At 37.9% G+C, this 17,948-nt stretch carries 20 protein-coding genes and 1 other annotated feature; all 20 genes read left to right on the forward strand.

The annotated features are described in order from the left end of the window. The first annotated feature begins 7 nt into the window (after window positions 1-7). The 20 genes from ACE198_RS04070 to ACE198_RS04165 all read left to right on the forward strand — a co-directional run bounded on the left by ACE198_RS04070 (window position 8) and on the right by ACE198_RS04165 (window position 17,918). Complete coding sequence (locus ACE198_RS04070; protein ID WP_375374771.1) at window positions 8-739, forward strand: DUF881 domain-containing protein; 732 nt, start codon at window positions 8-10, stop codon at window positions 737-739. Beyond that, a complete protein-coding gene (locus ACE198_RS04075) occupies window positions 739-1,101 on the forward strand; it encodes a small basic family protein (protein WP_098572682.1) in 363 nt (120 codons plus the stop codon). The genes ACE198_RS04070 and ACE198_RS04075 overlap by 1 nt, the downstream gene beginning before the upstream one ends. A 126-nt stretch (window positions 1,102-1,227) precedes the next feature. Continuing rightward, a complete protein-coding gene (ftsA, locus tag ACE198_RS04080; RefSeq protein ID WP_098572683.1) occupies window positions 1,228-2,526 on the forward strand; it encodes a cell division protein FtsA in 1,299 nt (432 codons plus the stop codon). A 38-nt stretch (window positions 2,527-2,564) separates the two neighbouring features. Then, the gene (gene ftsZ / locus ACE198_RS04085) at window positions 2,565-3,701 is read left to right on the forward strand and encodes a cell division protein FtsZ (RefSeq protein WP_251456165.1); all 1,137 of its coding nucleotides are present in this window, start codon (window positions 2,565-2,567) and stop codon (window positions 3,699-3,701) included. A gap of 108 nt (window positions 3,702-3,809) precedes the next feature. Further along, window positions 3,810-4,862, forward strand: coding sequence for a sigma-E processing peptidase SpoIIGA (gene spoIIGA / locus ACE198_RS04090; RefSeq protein WP_375374772.1), 1,053 nt, complete (start codon window positions 3,810-3,812; stop codon window positions 4,860-4,862). A 44-nt stretch (window positions 4,863-4,906) separates the two neighbouring features. Next, a complete protein-coding gene (gene sigE, locus ACE198_RS04095; RefSeq protein ID WP_026566384.1) occupies window positions 4,907-5,626 on the forward strand; it encodes an RNA polymerase sporulation sigma factor SigE in 720 nt (239 codons plus the stop codon). 160 nt (window positions 5,627-5,786) lie between these two features. After that, window positions 5,787-6,566 carry an RNA polymerase sporulation sigma factor SigG gene (sigG, locus tag ACE198_RS04100; RefSeq protein WP_026566385.1) on the forward strand — a complete coding sequence of 260 codons (780 nt, stop codon included), beginning with the start codon at window positions 5,787-5,789 and terminating at the stop codon, window positions 6,564-6,566. A 92-nt stretch (window positions 6,567-6,658) separates the two neighbouring features. After that, window positions 6,659-6,928, forward strand: a complete 270-nt coding sequence (locus ACE198_RS04105) for a YlmC/YmxH family sporulation protein (protein WP_375374773.1) — start codon at window positions 6,659-6,661, stop codon at window positions 6,926-6,928. Between the two features lie 69 nt (window positions 6,929-6,997). Beyond that, a complete protein-coding gene (gene pgeF, locus ACE198_RS04110; RefSeq protein ID WP_375374774.1) occupies window positions 6,998-7,825 on the forward strand; it encodes a peptidoglycan editing factor PgeF in 828 nt (275 codons plus the stop codon). Then, a complete protein-coding gene (locus ACE198_RS04115; RefSeq protein WP_098572687.1) occupies window positions 7,822-8,499 on the forward strand; it encodes a YggS family pyridoxal phosphate-dependent enzyme in 678 nt (225 codons plus the stop codon). The genes pgeF and ACE198_RS04115 overlap by 4 nt, the downstream gene beginning before the upstream one ends. A gap of 11 nt (window positions 8,500-8,510) precedes the next feature. After that, entirely contained in the window at window positions 8,511-8,972 is a 462-nt protein-coding gene (locus ACE198_RS04120; protein ID WP_098572688.1) for a cell division protein SepF, read from the forward strand. A gap of 6 nt (window positions 8,973-8,978) precedes the next feature. Next, complete coding sequence (locus tag ACE198_RS04125) at window positions 8,979-9,245, forward strand: YggT family protein (RefSeq protein WP_098572689.1); 267 nt, start codon at window positions 8,979-8,981, stop codon at window positions 9,243-9,245. A 30-nt stretch (window positions 9,246-9,275) separates the two neighbouring features. Further along, the gene (locus ACE198_RS04130) at window positions 9,276-10,052 is read left to right on the forward strand and encodes a YlmH family RNA-binding protein (protein WP_375374775.1); all 777 of its coding nucleotides are present in this window, start codon (window positions 9,276-9,278) and stop codon (window positions 10,050-10,052) included. An 87-nt stretch (window positions 10,053-10,139) separates the two neighbouring features. Further along, entirely contained in the window at window positions 10,140-10,655 is a 516-nt protein-coding gene (locus ACE198_RS04135) for a DivIVA domain-containing protein (RefSeq protein ID WP_026566392.1), read from the forward strand. A 49-nt stretch (window positions 10,656-10,704) separates the two neighbouring features. Further along, window positions 10,705-10,947: a binding site (T-box leader), on the forward strand. Window positions 10,948-11,021: 74 nt separating this feature from the next. Next, window positions 11,022-13,787: an isoleucine--tRNA ligase gene (ileS, locus tag ACE198_RS04140; RefSeq protein ID WP_375374776.1), complete on the forward strand. Its 2,766-nt coding sequence runs from the start codon at window positions 11,022-11,024 to the stop codon at window positions 13,785-13,787. 141 nt (window positions 13,788-13,928) lie between these two features. Beyond that, window positions 13,929-14,213 carry a hypothetical protein gene (locus ACE198_RS04145; protein WP_098572692.1) on the forward strand — a complete coding sequence of 95 codons (285 nt, stop codon included), beginning with the start codon at window positions 13,929-13,931 and terminating at the stop codon, window positions 14,211-14,213. 104 nt (window positions 14,214-14,317) lie between these two features. Beyond that, on the forward strand, window positions 14,318-14,827 hold the full coding sequence (gene lspA, locus ACE198_RS04150; RefSeq protein WP_285850877.1) for a signal peptidase II: 510 nt from the start codon (window positions 14,318-14,320) through the stop codon (window positions 14,825-14,827). Continuing rightward, window positions 14,799-15,710 carry an RluA family pseudouridine synthase gene (locus ACE198_RS04155; protein ID WP_098572694.1) on the forward strand — a complete coding sequence of 304 codons (912 nt, stop codon included), beginning with the start codon at window positions 14,799-14,801 and terminating at the stop codon, window positions 15,708-15,710. The genes lspA and ACE198_RS04155 overlap by 29 nt, the downstream gene beginning before the upstream one ends. A gap of 185 nt (window positions 15,711-15,895) precedes the next feature. Beyond that, complete coding sequence (gene pyrR / locus ACE198_RS04160; RefSeq protein WP_098572695.1) at window positions 15,896-16,438, forward strand: bifunctional pyr operon transcriptional regulator/uracil phosphoribosyltransferase PyrR; 543 nt, start codon at window positions 15,896-15,898, stop codon at window positions 16,436-16,438. Between the two features lie 172 nt (window positions 16,439-16,610). Next, window positions 16,611-17,918, forward strand: a complete 1,308-nt coding sequence (locus ACE198_RS04165; RefSeq protein WP_375374777.1) for a solute carrier family 23 protein — start codon at window positions 16,611-16,613, stop codon at window positions 17,916-17,918. The last annotated feature ends 30 nt before the right edge of the window (window positions 17,919-17,948 follow it).

Genomic DNA, 17,948 nt, shown 5'->3' on the forward strand with positions numbered 1-17,948 from the left:
GAAAAAAGTGGACAACAAAAAAATAAATTTAAGTTTTACTTTGATCGCAGTCTTAGTAGGATTCATGATTGCTATCCAGTTTCAAACAGTAAAAAAACCTGTTGAACGGGATACTCGTGATATATGGCAGCTTCGTGATGCAATATTAAAAGAAAAAGAACTTCAATCCAACTTATTAAGTGAAATTCGTTCAAATGAAGAAAAACTGGCAGCCTATGAATCTAAACGGAAACAAAGCAAAGAACAAGCCTTAAGTGATACTTTAAAGGAACTAAAGCTTGAAGCCGGGTTATCTGAAATTACTGTTCCTGGTATTAAATTAAAGATTGAACCAGTAATCGAAGAAATTAAGATAGGTACACCTGTAAATAGAGTTATTCCTCCTGAACTCCTAACAAGATTGTTAAACGAATTGAATATGTACGAAGCTAAATATGTAGCAATCGATGGGAAGAGAATTATTAATACCACTGTAATTCGCGACATCAATATGGAAACAAAAATTGATGGGCATACGATTGAAAGGTTGCCAATCGAAGTTGTTGTAGGTGTAGATGATAACTCTACAGCTGAAAAATTATATAATCGGATGAAAGTATCAAAAGCAACGGAAGAATTCTTTATTGAAAATCTAAGACTTTCGATTTCAAAACCAATTCCGAACTTAACGGTACCAGCCTACGATGATTCCATACGCATCCGCTACATGGAACCGACAAAAGAAGGAGGCGATTCTTAATGTGGCTTCCATTCATAGGATTAGTAATTGGGATCATTCTGGGACTATTAACAGAAATCCGTATTCCTGAGGAATATTCCAATTATTTGTCGATTGCTGTCTTAGCAGCATTCGACACTCTTTTCGGTGGGATCAGGGCATACCTGCAAAATATATATGATGAAAAAGTGTTTGTATCAGGGTTCTTCTTTAATATTATACTTGCTGCAAGTTTAGCTTTTCTCGGTGTTAATCTTGGTGTAGACTTATATTTAGCGGCAGTTTTCGCGTTTGGTGTCAGACTGTTTCAGAATATTGCCGTAATAAGGCGAATATTATTGGCAAAATGGTCAACGAACAAAGAAAAAGTAGAAAAAAATTGAATTTTTTTAAAGGGAATCATTTAGTTGTGACGAATAATTTTATATGATATGTATAGTGAACTTTTATTGAACAAAAAAAATATAGTTGTTGTTCAACTTAAGGAAATCTAAAGGAGGTGCCAAAGAATGAACAGCAATGAAATATATGTTAGTCTTGACATCGGTACATCCAGTGTGAAAGTAATCATTGGTGAAATGGTCAATGACTCGGGTAAAGACTCATTAAATATAATTGGTGTTGGAAATGTGAAATCCGAAGGATTGCGCAAAGGATCAATTGTTGATATGGACGACACCGTTCATTCGATTAGAAGGGCGATAGAGCAGGCAGAAAGAATGATTGGGATGGAAATAAAGGATGTGGTGGTTGGCATTTCAGGTAACAATGTCATGCTTCAACATTGTCATGGTATTGTAGCTGTTTCCAGCCAAAATAGAGAGATTACGAATGAAGACGTCATTCGTGTCATTGAAGCATCACACGTTGGTTCGATCCCGCCTGAAAGAGAAAATATCGGAGTTATCCGAAAACAATTTATTCTCGACGGTAAAGATGAAATTAACGACCCCCGTGGGATGATAGGGGTTCGCTTGGAAATGGATGGTATTCTTATTACTGGTTCCAAATCAATTATCATTAATACTCTTCGATGTGTTGAACGGGCCGGTCTAGAAATAGTAGATATTGTTCTTCAGCCGTTAGCAGCAGGTGATTATGCACTGTCAAAAGATGAGAAAAACCTCGGTGTCGCTCTTATCGATCTTGGTGGTGGTTCCACTACAATTGCTGTTTTCGAAGAAGGTTTTATTTCCCAAACAAGTGTTATTCCGATTGGCGGAGACTATATTACAAAAGATATTTCTGTGGGCCTGCGGACCTCGACAGAAGATGCGGAAAAAATAAAAATCAAACACGGACATGCATTCTATGACGAAGCGTCAGAAGATGAAGTGTTTAGTGTACCAATCATTGGCAGTGATCAACATCAACAGTTTAATCAGCTGGAAATATCTGATGTTATTGAAGCGAGAATGGAAGAGATTTTTGAACTAGTATTACATGAAATGAAACGCTTAGGATATAGTGACCTGCCGGGCGGTTATGTATTAACTGGCGGTATTGCAAATATGCAAGGTGTACTTGAACTTGCTCAGGTTATATTACAGAATAGAGTACGCATTGCGGTGCCAGACTATATTGGTGTAAGGGAACCACAATATACCACAGCGGTTGGTTTAATTAAGTATGCTTACAAGAATGCTAGATTACCAGGTGGACACGCTGGTTCTTCAACCATTTCTGAACCTGCCGAAAAGAGAGCACCTAAACAACATCAACAACCTAAACAACCAAAAGCAGAAAAACATCCGGAAGAAAAGATGTCATCAAAAGTAAAAAAATTCCTTGGTTACTTTTTCGAATAGGCTAATCGAAAAGAAATCGAAGAATTAGGAGGATTGTCATGTTAGAATTTGATACAAATTTAGATTCTCTTGCAACTATAAAAGTAATTGGTGTCGGGGGTGGGGGTAATAACGCGGTAAATCGAATGATTGAACATGGCGTTCAAGGAGTAGAATTTATCGCTGTTAATACTGATGCTCAAGCACTAAATCTTTCTAAAGCAGAAGTTAAGATGCAAATAGGTGCTAAACTGACCCGTGGACTAGGAGCAGGTGCTAATCCAGAGGTTGGAAAGAAAGCTGCTGAAGAAAGTAAAGAACAATTGGAAGCAGCATTAAGTGGTGCGGACATGGTATTTGTTACTGCGGGAATGGGCGGTGGAACAGGCACTGGTGCAGCACCTGTTATAGCTCAAATTGCTCGAGACTTAGGTGCATTGACCGTCGGTGTAGTTACTCGTCCGTTTACATTTGAAGGAAAAAAACGCTCTGGACAAGCATCAGGTGGAATTGGTGCGATGAAAGATGCGGTTGACACACTAATTGTGATTCCAAATGATCGTCTCCTAGAAATTGTAGATAAAAGCACTCCAATGCTGGAAGCATTTCGTGAAGCTGATAATGTACTTCGCCAGGGTGTACAAGGTATATCAGATTTAATTGCAGTACCTGGTCTTATTAACTTGGACTTTGCTGATGTAAAGACAATCATGTCTAATAAGGGATCTGCTTTAATGGGTATTGGTGTTTCTGCTGGTGAAAACCGTGCCGCAGAGGCTGCTAAGAAAGCAATTAGTTCTCCTTTATTAGAAACATCTATTGATGGAGCACAAGGGGTACTAATGAACATTACAGGCGGTACAAACTTAAGTCTTTATGAAGTTCAAGAAGCTGCTGATATCGTAGCAACTGCTTCTGATCAGGAAGTAAATATGATTTTTGGTTCTGTTATCAATGAATCATTAAAGGATGAAATTATCGTTACTGTCATCGCTACTGGATTTAAAGAAGAAACCTTGCAGCCAAAAGCTACTCGTCCTACTTTTGGTCAGGCTAAACCACAGATGGGTAATGTTAAAAGAGAACAGCCAAAACGTGAAGAGGTTCAGCAAGAGCCTGTCCGCCATACACAAGTTTCCCAAGAAGAAACATTAGATATTCCAACCTTCTTACGGAACCGCAATCGTAGAAGATAAAAAGTGAATAATTATACAAAAGACACGGCCTTGTTTTGGGTCGTGTCTTTTGTATGTTTAAAATAAAAATGTATGACAAAATCCATCTGACAAAATACGTTGTGAATAGTGCAAATTTTTGTTTGTTTGATTACACAAAGTGACACACTTCATCCATGCAAGTACGTTATACTTTTTCGTAAACAGAAAGGAAAAGCTGATAAATCTATAGAGAGGAAGCTGGTAACTATTTATTTAGATGTGATCTGGGCTCTAAATTTATTATTTGATAGTCTGCTTCTATATTTAACAGCTATTTTTCTAAAAAGAGAGATTAAAATAGGGAGACTAGCTGCCGGAGGATTTATTGGTTCCTTGATAATTTTATTATCATTTACGCCATTAAATGTCTATACAAGCCATCCCATATCAAAATTCATATTTTCAATCCTCATGGTGTTAATAACCTTTGGATATAAGCGGATGTCTTTTTTCTTTAAGGCGTTAATGACACTTTATGTGTCCACCTTTTTAATCGGCGGAGCATTAATGGGGGCCCATTATTTTATACAGTATGATTCTGAGCTAACAACCAAGGTCCTTGTGTCCAGTACAAAAGGGTTTGGAGATCCGATAAGCTGGCTATTCGTTCTAATTGGATTTCCCGTTGCTTGGCACTTCTCAAGGAAAAATGTTGAAAGCATGGAGATGACAAAAATACAATTTGATCAAATTGTTAAAGTCAGAATCAATATAAATAACGAAACACTTACCTTTAAAGGATTAGTGGATAGCGGGAATCAACTTTATGATCCATTATCAAAGCTTCCTGTGATGTTTGTTTCCATTAAAAACCAACTAGAAACAATTTCAGAATCAATAAGAAAGCTTGCAGAAGACCCAGAATTACTTATCAATAGCAGTGGAGACCTTCCAGATGAATGGCAAAATAGGATCAGAATTATACCTACTCGTGTGATTGGACAAGAGCATCAACTAATTATTGCGGTAAAGCCAGAAAACATTTTTATTGAACATAAAGATACTCAATATTTATGTGAAAAAGGTCTTGTTTCCTTTACAACAAAGCAACTCTCAAGTGAAGATGCCTTTCAATGTATTGTTCATCCAAAGATGCTCACAGGTCCTAGGCAGCAAATGAAAACCATTAAGGTGAGTTAGTATTACTATACTCAGAAAAACATATTTTAGAAGGAGGAACACATATGAAAAAATGGAGGCTTCGCCTATCCTATTACTGGTATAAACTATTAATGAAATTGGGTTTAAAAACAGATGAAGTTTATTATATTGGTGGTAGTGAGGCCTTGCCGCCTCCTTTAAGCAAAGATGAAGAAGAGATGCTGCTGAAAAAATTACCTGGTGGTGATAAAGCAGCTAGGTCAATATTAATTGAACGAAATCTTCGTCTTGTTGTATACATTGCTAGAAAATTCGAGAATACCGGGATTAATATCGAAGATTTAATTAGTATCGGAACTATTGGATTAATTAAAGCCGTCAATACCTTTAATCCTGAGAAAAAAATAAAACTTGCTACATATGCCTCACGTTGTATCGAAAATGAGATTCTCATGTACTTAAGGCGCAATAATAAAATCAGGTCAGAAGTATCCTTTGATGAACCCTTAAACATTGATTGGGATGGGAATGAACTATTATTATCTGATGTTTTAGGGACGGATGATGATATTATTACAAAGGACTTAGAGGCCAATGTAGACCGAAAGCTCCTGACAAAAGCACTTCATCAACTAACTGACCGTGAAAAACAAATTATGGAACTCCGGTTTGGTCTTACAAATGGAGAAGAAAAAACCCAAAAAGACGTAGCTGACATGCTGGGAATATCCCAATCTTATATTTCCCGCTTAGAAAAAAGAATTATAAAAAGGCTGCGAAAAGAATTTAATAAAATGGTGTAAAGAAGAAAAAATTTTTTCCATTAAAAACCTATGATTTTCGTGACTTAATTGCATTTTTCGACAAATATGCACTTGTCCACCATCGTGGATAAGTGCATATTTTTCCTTCTCAAGGAGATACTGTTTTTTGTACAGCAACTCCTGTGAGGAGGGAAAAGGATTGACTCGAAATAAAGTTGAAATTTGCGGTGTGGACACAGCAAAACTTCCTGTCCTAAAAAACGAAGAAATGAGAATACTCTTCAAGCAAATGCAAGAGGGCGATATTTATGCCAGAGAAAAGCTCGTCAACGGTAATTTACGACTCGTATTAAGTGTCATTCAACGTTTTAACAATAGAGGCGAGTTTGTTGACGACTTGTTTCAAGTTGGCTGTATTGGGCTGATGAAATCTATCGATAACTTTGATTTGGGCCAAAACGTAAAGTTTTCAACCTATGCGGTTCCAATGATTATTGGTGAAATTCGAAGGTACTTGCGTGACAATAATCCAATTCGTGTTTCTAGATCTTTGAGGGATATTGCTTATAAAGCCCTACAGGTAAGAGAGCGATTGATGAGCGAAACTTCAAGGGAACCAACCGCGGAAGAAATTGCGAAGGTCTTAGAAGTTCCACATGAAGAAATCGTTTTCGCCCTTGATGCCATTCAGGACCCAGTGTCTCTTTTCGAGCCAATTTATAATGATGGCGGCGACCCTATTTATGTAATGGATCAATTAAGCGATGAAAAAAATAAAGATATCCATTGGATCGAAGAAATTGCATTAAAAGAAGGAATGCGCAGGCTAAATGATCGCGAAAAGTTAATTTTACGAAAACGATTCTTTCAAGGAAAAACACAAATGGAAGTCGCAGATGAAATTGGGATTTCCCAAGCACAAGTTTCTCGTTTAGAAAAAGCTGCGATAAGACAAATGAATAAAAATATCCAAAGTTAGGCTGTCCTTAGGGCAGCTTTATTTTTATTCCTTTTTCTAAATGTCATTGAGTAAACATATATTTTATAGAAATAAAACCGGGAGTGAGTGAGATGGTAAAAATTTCTGAGTTCCAAATTAAAGATGTGGTGAATGTAGCAGATGGAAAGAGGCTGGGGAATATTGGTGATATTGAGATAAATTTAACAACAGGAAAGATTGAAGCAGTCGTGATTAGCGGCAGCGGAAGAGTACTTGGCTTTTTTGGTAAAGATGACGACGTAGTTATTCCTTGGAAGAATATTTTAAAAATAGGTCAAGATGTCATTTTGGTTAGACATAAAGGCAGTGCAGAAAATATAACGGAAGAAGCAGAAGTTTAACTCTTGTTTTTGCGGTGACCAAATTTTCTTTTCATGGTAAACTATAGAAAAAACATAAGAGGTATGAATATGGAACCCTTTGTTTTAAAAAATCAATCCTTTTTAACTATTGAAAATTGGGTAAGCAAATATCCAGGTTTAGTTGCAGGAATAACCACTAATAAGGGCGGGGTAAGCAAAGGCGATTACAAATCCCTTAACCTTGGTTTTCACGTTGGTGATATTCAAAGCGATGTTTGTTCCAACCGAGAAAAAGTTTCAGACCTGCTCACATTTCCACTAAAGTCCTGGGTCGGAGCTGAACAAACACATGGAATTCATCTAAAAAAAATTTCTAAACTTGACCGTGGCAAAGGATCCAATTCCTATGAAAATGCTATTAAAGATACAGATGGTTTTTATACGAATGAGGAGGGCGTCTTGTTAACACTCTGCTATGCCGACTGTGTCCCTCTTTTTTTTATTGCTCCTGAATCAAAAATGATTGGTGTAGCCCATGCTGGCTGGAAAGGGACTGTAGGTCAAATTGCAAGGGAAATGATCATTGCGTGGAAAAGAGAAGGAATTAACCCAGAACAGATTCTAGTTACAATTGGCCCATCCATCTGTGAAAAATGTTATATTGTTGATAAGTATGTGATAAACTTGGTCGAAAATACACTAGAAGATGTCGAAATTTTACCCTATAATTTAATTAAAGAAGGCCAATATTCCTTAGATTTACGTGAGGTAAATAGACAAATATTAATAAAGTCTGGTGTGCCGAATACGAATATCCAGTTGACAAACTTTTGTTCTAGTTGTGATAAAGAGTTTTTTTCCCACCGTCGTGACCAAGGGAAAACAGGAAGAATGTTAACTTTTATAGGCTGGAAGGAGACTACGGAACGTTTATGATGGTAGAAGCAAAATACGAAATAATAAAACAACAAATCATTGAGGCCTGCCTTCGAGTCAAGCGAAACCCTGAAGAAGTCAGGGTGATAGCGGTTACGAAATACGTTAGTACTGAGAGAGCAAATGAAGCACTACAAGCAGGAATAATAAATTTAGGTGAGAATCGGGATGAGGGACTCCTCAGGAAGTGGGAAGAACTTAGGGACAAGCCTGTTTGGCATTATATCGGTTCACTTCAAACACGAAAAGTAAAGAATATTGTTAATATTGTTGAGTATATCCATTCTTTGGACAGGATTTCTCTTGCAGAAGAAATTAATAAACGGGCAGAGCGTAAGGTAAAATGCTTGGTCCAAGTTAATGTCTCTGGAGAAGAATCCAAGCATGGCTTACCTGCTGAAGAAGTACTGACTTTTATTGAATCACTTCGTAAGTTTGAACACATCAGTGTTGAAGGTTTAATGACAATGGCTCCACTTACTGATAATGAATCGCAAATACGTGAATGTTTTCATAAATTAAGTGAACTTCGTAAACAAGTCCAAGCCTTAAATTTGGATTATGCTCCTTGCACCGAACTTTCGATGGGCATGTCAAATGATTTTGAAATTGCTATTGAAGAAGGGGCTACAATGGTAAGAATAGGCACTGCGCTTGTTGGTGAAGATGGTTAGGAGAGAAAATCATGACGATTAAATCGAAATTAAAAACATTTTTCTTTTTGGATGATGAATATGATGATAACAAAGTTGATTATCCAGAAGTAGTTGAACCACTTCCTGTAAAACAAAAGCAACAACCAGTGGTAAAGAACCAAAACGTCGTCAGCTTGCAAACCGTGCAAAAGGCTGCCAATTCCACAAAGTCATCCAAAGTAATTTTAGTTGAGCCACGCTCTTATTCTGAGTCAACTGAAATTGCTGATCATTTAAAAAGCCGCCGCGCAGTGGTCGTGAACTTGCAGCGAATTGATAGTGATCAGGGCAGACAAATTGTCGATTTTCTCAGTGGCGCTGTTTATGCAATTGGTGGAGACATTCAAAAGATTGGTTTTAGTATATTCTTATGTACACCCGATAATGTTGAGGTTTCAGGAAATATATCAGAACTTATTCCTGACTTTGAAAATCAAAATACGAGGTGGTAATGCTTAATGGCACTGGTTTTTAGTTTATTACAGAAGCTAATACAACTTTATTCGTATGCCTTAATTATATATATTTTAATGTCTTGGTTCCCAAACGCTAGAGAGTCATCTATTGGACAATTTTTTGCGAGGATTTGTGAACCATATTTAGAGCCATTTAGACGAATCATTCCACCGATTGGTATGATGGACATCTCTCCAATCGTTGCCTTTCTTGTTCTTAATTTTGCGCAAAGTGGATTATCCAGTGTCTATCGTTTTCTTGTTTCTTAAGAATATTGAATCTAGGTTGTGTATTGAATTATGAATATTTATCAGCACTTTCGTCCAGAAGAGCGAGAATTTATTGATCAGGTGTTAAATTGGAAGAATTATGTAGACACACAATATACTCCTAAATTAACTGATTTCCTTGATCCAAGAGAACAGCATATTCTTAAAATGTTAATTGGTGAAAATGGTGATGTAAAATATAAACTTTTTGGCGGCGGCACGGATGTAGAACGAAAAAGAGCCTTAATTTTTCCAGATTATCTAACTTCGATTAATCATGATGAATTTCAAATAAGCCTTTTCAACATCCATTATCCAACCAAGTTTGTTACAATCGAACACCGACAGGTATTGGGTACGCTTATGTCCTTAGGCCTAAAGCGGGGGAAATTTGGGGATATCATCATTATAGATGGGAATTGCCAATTTTATGCTGCAAAGGATATTAGCGACTATATATTAAGTAACGTTGAAACCATTGGCAGGGCAGGCGTAAAACTAACTGAAACAGATATAGAAAATGCACTTTCCACCAATGAAAAATTGGTGGAAAGTGATTTAACGATATCTTCTTTGAGGCTTGATACTGTTATTTCAGGAATTTATCATGTGTCACGGCAGAAATCCCAACTCTTTATTCAACAGGGACTCGTGAAGGTGAATTGGACATTAATTGAAAATCCATCATTTGAATGCGGTGTGGGTGATATGATTTCTGTTAGAGGTAGTGGCCGAGCAAAAATTCTTGCCATTGAAGGGAAAACAAAAAAAGAAAAATGGCGACTAAATGTCGGAAAACAAAAATAAGTACAAAAATAAAGAAGGAAATTCGATGAATGATGTCGAATTCTTGCATATACATATAGAATTAGAGATTGTATGGAGGTGGCATTCATGCCGTTAACACCGTTGGATATTCACAATAAGGAGTTTAATAAGGGTTTTAGAGGATATGATGAGGATGAGGTAAACGAGTTTCTCGACCAGGTTATCAAGGATTATGAATTAGTACTTAGAGAAAAAAAAGAATTGGAAGAACGCTTGAATGATATGAATGAGCGACTTGGTCACTTTGTTACGATTGAAGAAACTTTAAATAAATCAATCATCATTGCGCAAGAAGCGGGTGAGGATGTTAAAAGGAATGCTCAAAAGGAAGCAAAGTTGATTATTAAGGAAGCGGAAAAAAATGCGGATCGGATTGTCAATGAATCACTTTCAAAAGCAAGAAAGATTGCTCTTGAAATCGAGGATTTAAAAAAGCAGTCAAAAGTATTCCGTACACGTTTTAAAATGTTGATTGAGGCCCAGCTTGATATGTTAAATACCGATGATTGGGATCACTTATTAGAATATGAGGTAGATGCAACAGAACTAAAAGTTCATGAAGAAGAAGATTCATTAGCTTGACGAAAAGCGTTTTTATAGCATATAATTTCTTAACAGTTATAAAGAATGGTCAATGACGATGATAGGGACAGTATAATTTTTCTAGGACTTTTTTAGCGAGTCAGGGGTGGTGGAAGCCTGGTAAAGTTGAAAAATTGAAGATCACCCTTGAGTTCCAAAGCTGAACTTCCTAATTTAAGGCTAGTAGGCTTAGGCGTGTTATTCACGTTACGAATGCTAAAGAGGATAGTCGATTTGATTCGAACTATCTATCAGGGTGGTACCGCGGGAATAAAACCTTCTCGTCCCTATTTTGGGATGAGAGGGTTTTTTTATTTGTCTATTGGCTATTCTGTTATATGAAGAGGATTACAGGAGGAAGAAAAAATGGAGTATAAAAATACGTTATTAATGCCGCAAACTGAATTTCCGATGCGTGGCAATCTTCCACAAAGAGAGCCTGAGATTCAGGCAAAATGGGAAGAGTTGAATATTTACAAAAAAGTTCAAGAACGGACTAAAGGACGTCCGATGTTTGTATTACATGATGGTCCTCCATATGCCAATGGTGACATCCATATGGGGCATGCCCTTAATAAAATTTTAAAAGATATGATTGTCCGCTATAAATCCATGAGCGGTTTCCATGCACCATACGTACCAGGCTGGGATACACATGGTCTACCAATCGAGCAAGCGTTAACGAATAAAGGTGTGAAACGTAAAGAAATGACGGTTGCAGAATTCCGTCAACTTTGTACTAAGTATGCACTCGAGCAAATTGACAATCAGCGTGAACAATTTAAACGTCTGGGTGTCCGCGGTGACTGGGAAAACCCTTATATTACCTTAAAGCCCGCCTATGAAGCACAGCAAATTAAAGTCTTCGGTGAAATGGCTAAGAAAGGTTATATTTATAAAGGACTTAAGCCTGTCTATTGGTCACCATCAAGTGAATCTGCACTTGCTGAAGCAGAGATTGAATACCAAGACAAAAAATCCGCTTCGATTTATGTAGGCTTTAAGGTGAAGGATGGAAAAGGTGTACTAGATGCAGATACCCAAATTATTATCTGGACAACAACTCCTTGGACAATTCCGGCGAACTTAGGTATTTCTGTACATCCGGACCTAACATATGTTGTGGTTGAAGCAAATGGAAACAAATATCTAGTTGCTGAGGCTCTTCTCGAATCTGTTTCGAAGGAAATTGGCTGGGAAGAATTAACCGTTGTTAAAAAGGTAAAAGGAAATGATTTAGAGAATATTTTAACTGTCCATCCGCTTTATGGCCGGGATTCATTGGTGATGTTAGGAGAACATGTAACAACAGATGCAGGTACTGGCTGTGTCCACACAGCACCAGGTCACGGGGAAGATGACTTTTACGTAGGCCAAAAATATGGTTTAGATGTCCTATGCCCTGTTGATGATAAAGGTGTGATGACGAGTGAAGCGCCAGGTTTTGAAGGGTTATTTTACGATAAAGCTAATAAACCAATCACACAAGCATTAGAAGATGCAGGTGCATTGCTCAAACTTTCGTTTATTACCCATTCTTATCCACACGATTGGAGAACGAAGAAACCGGTAATCTATCGAGCGACAGCACAATGGTTTGCATCTATTAAAGATTTCCGTAATGAATTACTAGATGCAGTCAAGGAAACAAAATGGATTCCTGCTTGGGGTGAAACGCGATTATTTAATATGGTTCGTGACCGCGGTGACTGGTGTATTTCTCGTCAACGTGTCTGGGGAGTACCAATTCCTGTTTTCTATGCAGAAACTGGCGAAGAAATCATTACAGATGAAACGATTAATCATGTTTCAGATTTATTCCGTGAATTTGGTTCGAATGTATGGTTTGAACGTGAGGCAAAAGAATTACTACCTGCCGGCTTTACCCACCCAGGAAGTCCAAATGGTATATTTACTAAGGAAACAGATATCATGGATGTGTGGTTTGATTCAGGATCTTCCCATCAAGCTGTTTTGCTTGAAAGAGATGATTTAGTTCGTCCAGCTGATCTGTATCTTGAAGGATCGGACCAGTATCGAGGCTGGTTTAACTCGTCATTATCTACTGCTGTAGCCGTGACAGGTGAGGCACCATATAAAGGAGTATTAAGCCACGGGTTTGCGCTTGATGGAGAAGGCAGGAAGATGAGTAAGTCCATCGGAAATGTCGTTATCCCTGCGAAAGTCATGAATCAGTTAGGTGCAGATATTTTACGCCTTTGGGTTGCTTCAGTTGATTATCAAGCGGATGTTCGTGTTTCAGACGCAATCTTAAAGCAGGTCGCAGAGGTTTATCGGAAAATTCGTAACACCTTCCGTTTCTTATTAGGAAATTTAGCTGATTTTACTCCAGCAAATAAAGTGCGATATGAAGATCTCCGTGAAGTCGACCAATTTATGCTCGTTAAATTAAATAAGTTGATTAAAAATGTTCGCAATGCCTATGAAAACTATGAATTCGCAGGCATCTATCATGCGATAAATAATTTCTGTACTCTTGATTTAAGTTCATTTTATTTGGATTTTGCGAAAGATGTTCTTTATATTGAAGCGACAGATAATCATGAGCGACGTGCAATCCAGACGGTGTTATACGAATCGCTGCTTGCTTTAACAAAATTAGTTTCACCAATTCTTTCACACACTGCGGATGAAGTGTGGAATTTTATCCCTGATGCAACCGAAGAAAGTGTCCAGTTAACAGATCTACCTGAGTATCAGGAACTACCAAATGCTCAAGCTTTAGATGAAAAGTGGACTGAATTTATGATTCTTCGTGATGATGTGTTAAAGGCACTTGAGGAAGCACGTAATCAAAAAGTGATTGGGAAGTCGTTAACTGCCAAAGTTACACTTTATGTTAATGAAAAATCAAAAGCGTTATTAGACTCAATTGAAGAAAATATGAAACAGCTCTTTATTATCTCAGGCTTTGAAGTGGCAGGAACCTATGAGGAAGCCCCTGATAATGCAATTAAATTAGAAACTGCGGCTATTGTTATAACTAAAGCCGAGGGTGAAACATGTGAGCGTTGCTGGATTGTAACACCAGAAGTAGGTCAAGATCCAGAACACCCAACACTTTGCCCACGTTGTGCTGAAGTAGTAAAAGCTAACTATACTCATAATTAATCTGAAAGCCCTGTGCTAATGCATAGGGCTTTTAAATTTTTCCTTCTCCGTTAATTGTTGTAGTTGTTGTCAAATGTTTTTCCGAGTCGGTTATTTGCTTGGCGGAAATAATAAGACAAATAAAACACGGAGGTAACAACTATGAATGCCACGCAGGAACAGCTGTTTTTGGAACTCCGTCATACGAAAGAAGAAATTGAATATTCGTTAAAAAACAAACCAAAGCAGGATTGGTTTACTGCCGTCTTAGAAGAGGAATTATCAGATATTAATACAGCAATTCGAAAACTTGAAAATGGAAACTTTGGGCAATGCGAAATCTCTGGAGAATTTTTGCCTAATGAATTATTACAGATGATTCCTACTATAAAGTCAGTAAAGGATTCAGAGTACTTACTGCATTATTACAAAAAACCGATTTACTAATCATTTTCATCAAGTTACATTTTCGTTTCGCGATAAAGTGTGCTAAAATGCTTAAGAAGTATGATAAGCGAAAGCTTCTAGACTGATTAGTTTAGTCTAGGTTGATGTGGGGGTATTTCTTAGTGTTTTATTACTTAATCGCACTTTTTGTTATTTTATTAGATCAAATTACGAAATGGCTTATTGTAAGCAAAATGTATCTAGGAGAAAGTATTCCTATCATTGATAATATTTTCTATATTACTTCCCATCGAAATCGTGGTGCGGCGTGGGGAATATTACAAGGACAAATGTGGCTATTTTACGTTATTACGATAATTGTTATCGTCGGCATTATGTATTATCTGTACAAAGCTGCAAGAGGGAAATGGATGCTTGGTGTATCTTTGGCATTAATGCTTGGAGGAGCGATTGGAAACTTTATTGACCGTGTCATTCGCAAGGAAGTTGTTGATTTCATTCATACGTATGTTTTTGGCTATAATTTCCCTGTCTTTAACATCGCGGATTCAGCGTTAGTTATTGGGGTCATCTTGTTAATGATTCAAATGTTGCTAGAAGAGAGAGAAACAAAGGAGAAATCATATGGAGAAAATGGAACACATCATTCTTGAGGAGCAAAAAGGGGATCGAATTGATAAGGTGATCTCTGGTCTTGATGAGGAATGGTCAAGAACTCAAGTACAGCAATGGATTAAAGAAGGCAATATTACGGTGAACGGACAACAAATTAAAACAAATTATAAATGTAGCTTGAACGATCAAATTGAAATTACGATACCGGACCCTGAAGAGTTAGATGTGGTCCCAGAAGATCTTAATTTAGACATTTACTATGAAGACAGTGACGTTTTGGTGGTAAATAAGCCGAGGGGTATGGTCGTTCACCCCGCACCGGGTCACATGTCAGGAACATTGGTCAATGGATTAATGTTTCACTGTAAGGATTTATCAGGGATTAACGGTGTGTTAAGACCTGGTATTGTTCATCGAATCGATAAGGATACGTCCGGCTTATTAATGGTAGCTAAAAATGATTTGGCTCACGAGAGTCTTGTCAATCAGTTAGTGGCCAAATCCGTTACCCGTAAATATAAAGCGATTGTACATGGAGTCATTCCCCATGATTTTGGAACTGTTGATGCTCCACTTGGCAGGGATACTAAAGACCGGCAAAGCATGACCGTCGTTGATCATGGCAAACATGCGGTCACACACTTTCATGTGCTTGAACGCTATAAAGATTTTACATTCGTAGAATGTCAATTAGAAACCGGCAGAACACACCAAATTCGTGTTCATATGAAATATATTGGCTACCCGCTTGCTGGAGATCCAAAATATGGACCGAAAAAGACACTCGATATAAACGGACAAGCATTACATGCAGGTGTGCTTGGTTTTAACCACCCTAGAACAAACGAATATCTAGAATTTGAAGCACCACTGCCAGAAGATATCGAGTCATTACTCAATCAGCTTCGAAATAATCGTTGACATAGTCGGTGATTTCAAGTAAGATGATTTTAGCTTAATAAGCCTTTAAATCAGTCCCGTGAGGCTGAGAAGGAAACGGTTAAGATAATGGGGGAACTGTACCCAATATCTGTAAATTAACTTGTTGACCTCTCGCCAAAATTGGGTGAGAGGTTTTTTATTTTTACAAAAGAAGAAGGTGTAGTATGAACCAAAAAGCAGTTGTCCTTGATGAACAATCTATTGGCAGGGCCCTGACAAGAATCGCCCATCAAATTATTGAAAAAAACAAAGGTATAGATGATTGTATTTTGGTTGGTATTCGAACGAGGGGCATATATTTGGCTAATCGACTTGCAGCCAAAATTGAAGAAATTGAGGGGAAAGCAATAGCTGTTGGGGAGTTAGATATTACCCTTTATCGAGACGATTTAACAAAGAAAACTGATAATCAAGAACCACTGGTTAAAGGATCTGATATTCCGGTGGGGATAAATAATAAAAAAGTGATACTGGTTGATGATGTTCTCTATACGGGGAGAACAGTCAGAGCTGGACTGGATGCCTTAATGGATATAGGACGACCTGCGGTCATTCAACTGGCGGTTTTAGTGGACCGCGGACACCGGGAACTTCCCATCCGAGCAGACTATGTGGGAAAAAACATTCCTACCTCAAGTGAGGAAAAAATTGTTGTTCAATTAGCAGATGTGGATCAGGTCGATCAAGTCAGTATTTTTGAAAAATAAATAGTTACCCTTTTAAAAGTAGTCCTGTGAGGCTAACAAAGGGGAATATGCCGAAATATACTTATTTAGGCATGTCCATACCCTCTTTGTACCCTCACGGACAAAGAGGTTTTTTTTATGAAAAAAATAAGATACTAAAGAAAAGCAATATAGCAAAATGGGGGAATTCATAATGAACAATAAACCTATCCTAGACGTAAAAGAGATTCCTAAACCCTTCCAATGGATTACATTAAGTTTACAGCACTTATTCGCCATGTTTGGAGCCACAATATTGGTACCATACCTTGTTGGATTAAGCCCGGCGATTGCACTTATATCAAGTGGACTTGGCACATTAGCCTTTCTATTAATAACTAAATTCCAAGTTCCAGCTTACTTGGGCTCATCCTTTGCCTTTATTGCACCTGTAATTGCCGCTAAAGCAGCTGGGGGACCAGGCGGTGCCATGGTCGGTACATTCATCGCAGGACTTGTATACGGACTGGTTTCACTAATCATCAGCAAGGCAGGTCATCGCTGGATTATGAATCTTCTCCCGCCAATTGTTGTTGGACCAGTTATTATTGTCATCGGATTAGCTCTATCTGGAACTGCTGTGAATATGGCGATGAATAATCCTGTGAGTGGAAAATACAGCATGCTTCATTTTTCGGTAGCCCTTGTCACGCTAATAGCAACAATTATCTTTTCGATATATGCAAAAAAAATGTTAAGTATGATCCCAATCTTAGCAGGGATTATTGTCGGATATATCTACGCACTAGTGGTTGGAGTGGTCGATTTTAAACCAGTTTTAGAGGCTAAATGGTTTGAAATGCCTGAATTTATCATTCCGTTTGTAAGTTATAAAGTAAAATTCACTTGGGATTTAGTCTTGTTAATGGTCCCAGTTGCAATTGTAACATTATCAGAGCACATCGGACATCAGTTGGTGCTAAGTAAGGTAGTCGGCCGGGATTATATTAAAGAACCGGGCTTACACCGCTCAATCCTAGGGGATGGAACAGCAACGATGATTTCCGCTCTGATTGGCGGACCGCCAAAAACCACTTATGGTGAAAACATCGGTGTCCTTGCAATTACTCGAATTTATAGTGTGTATGTCATTGCTGGTGCAGCAATCTTCGCCATCATCTTTGGCTTTATTGGAAAAATAACTGCTTTAATCAGCACCATTCCAACACCGGTAATGGGCGGCGTTTCAATCCTTCTTTTCGGAATCATTGCTTCCTCTGGTTTACGAATGCTGGTGGATAGCAAAATTGATTTTGGTAACAAGCGTAACCTAGTCATTTCATCTGTCATCTTGGTAGTTGGCATTGGTGGAGCAGTGATAAAAGTATCAGAATCATTACAAATCCAGGGGATGGCCCTAGCAGCTATTTGCGGTGTATTGTTAAACCTCATTCTTCCTGGAAGAGAACCAGCGGATGAAAATATGCTGGAGGAATCCACTGATAAACGGAAAACTGCATAAATAAGTTTCAACTCTTTAAAGAAATCCAGA

Source organism: Neobacillus sp. KR4-4, from assembly GCF_042136325.1.
Classification (GTDB): domain Bacteria; phylum Bacillota; class Bacilli; order Bacillales; family Cytobacillaceae; genus Neobacillus.

What these genes read in the sequence shown, in the direction of transcription:
- ACE198_RS04075 (WP_098572682.1), top strand. Translation starts at nt 739, where the DNA reads ATGTGGCTTCCATTCATAGGATTAGTAATTGGGATCATTCTGGGACTA.
- ftsA (WP_098572683.1), top strand. Translation starts at nt 1,228, where the DNA reads ATGAACAGCAATGAAATATATGTTAGTCTTGACATCGGTACATCCAGT.
- ftsZ (WP_251456165.1), top strand. Translation starts at nt 2,565, where the DNA reads ATGTTAGAATTTGATACAAATTTAGATTCTCTTGCAACTATAAAAGTA.
- sigE (WP_026566384.1), top strand. Translation starts at nt 4,907, where the DNA reads ATGAAAAAATGGAGGCTTCGCCTATCCTATTACTGGTATAAACTATTA.
- ACE198_RS04105 (WP_375374773.1), top strand. Translation starts at nt 6,659, where the DNA reads ATGGTAAAAATTTCTGAGTTCCAAATTAAAGATGTGGTGAATGTAGCA.
- pgeF (WP_375374774.1), top strand. Translation starts at nt 6,998, where the DNA reads ATGGAACCCTTTGTTTTAAAAAATCAATCCTTTTTAACTATTGAAAAT.
- ACE198_RS04115 (WP_098572687.1), top strand. Translation starts at nt 7,822, where the DNA reads ATGATGGTAGAAGCAAAATACGAAATAATAAAACAACAAATCATTGAG.
- ACE198_RS04120 (WP_098572688.1), top strand. Translation starts at nt 8,511, where the DNA reads ATGACGATTAAATCGAAATTAAAAACATTTTTCTTTTTGGATGATGAA.
- ACE198_RS04125 (WP_098572689.1), top strand. Translation starts at nt 8,979, where the DNA reads ATGGCACTGGTTTTTAGTTTATTACAGAAGCTAATACAACTTTATTCG.
- ACE198_RS04130 (WP_375374775.1), top strand. Translation starts at nt 9,276, where the DNA reads ATGAATATTTATCAGCACTTTCGTCCAGAAGAGCGAGAATTTATTGAT.
- ACE198_RS04135 (WP_026566392.1), top strand. Translation starts at nt 10,140, where the DNA reads ATGCCGTTAACACCGTTGGATATTCACAATAAGGAGTTTAATAAGGGT.
- ileS (WP_375374776.1), top strand. Translation starts at nt 11,022, where the DNA reads ATGGAGTATAAAAATACGTTATTAATGCCGCAAACTGAATTTCCGATG.
- ACE198_RS04145 (WP_098572692.1), top strand. Translation starts at nt 13,929, where the DNA reads ATGAATGCCACGCAGGAACAGCTGTTTTTGGAACTCCGTCATACGAAA.
- lspA (WP_285850877.1), top strand. Translation starts at nt 14,318, where the DNA reads ATGTGGGGGTATTTCTTAGTGTTTTATTACTTAATCGCACTTTTTGTT.
- ACE198_RS04155 (WP_098572694.1), top strand. Translation starts at nt 14,799, where the DNA reads ATGGAGAAAATGGAACACATCATTCTTGAGGAGCAAAAAGGGGATCGA.
- pyrR (WP_098572695.1), top strand. Translation starts at nt 15,896, where the DNA reads ATGAACCAAAAAGCAGTTGTCCTTGATGAACAATCTATTGGCAGGGCC.
- ACE198_RS04165 (WP_375374777.1), top strand. Translation starts at nt 16,611, where the DNA reads ATGAACAATAAACCTATCCTAGACGTAAAAGAGATTCCTAAACCCTTC.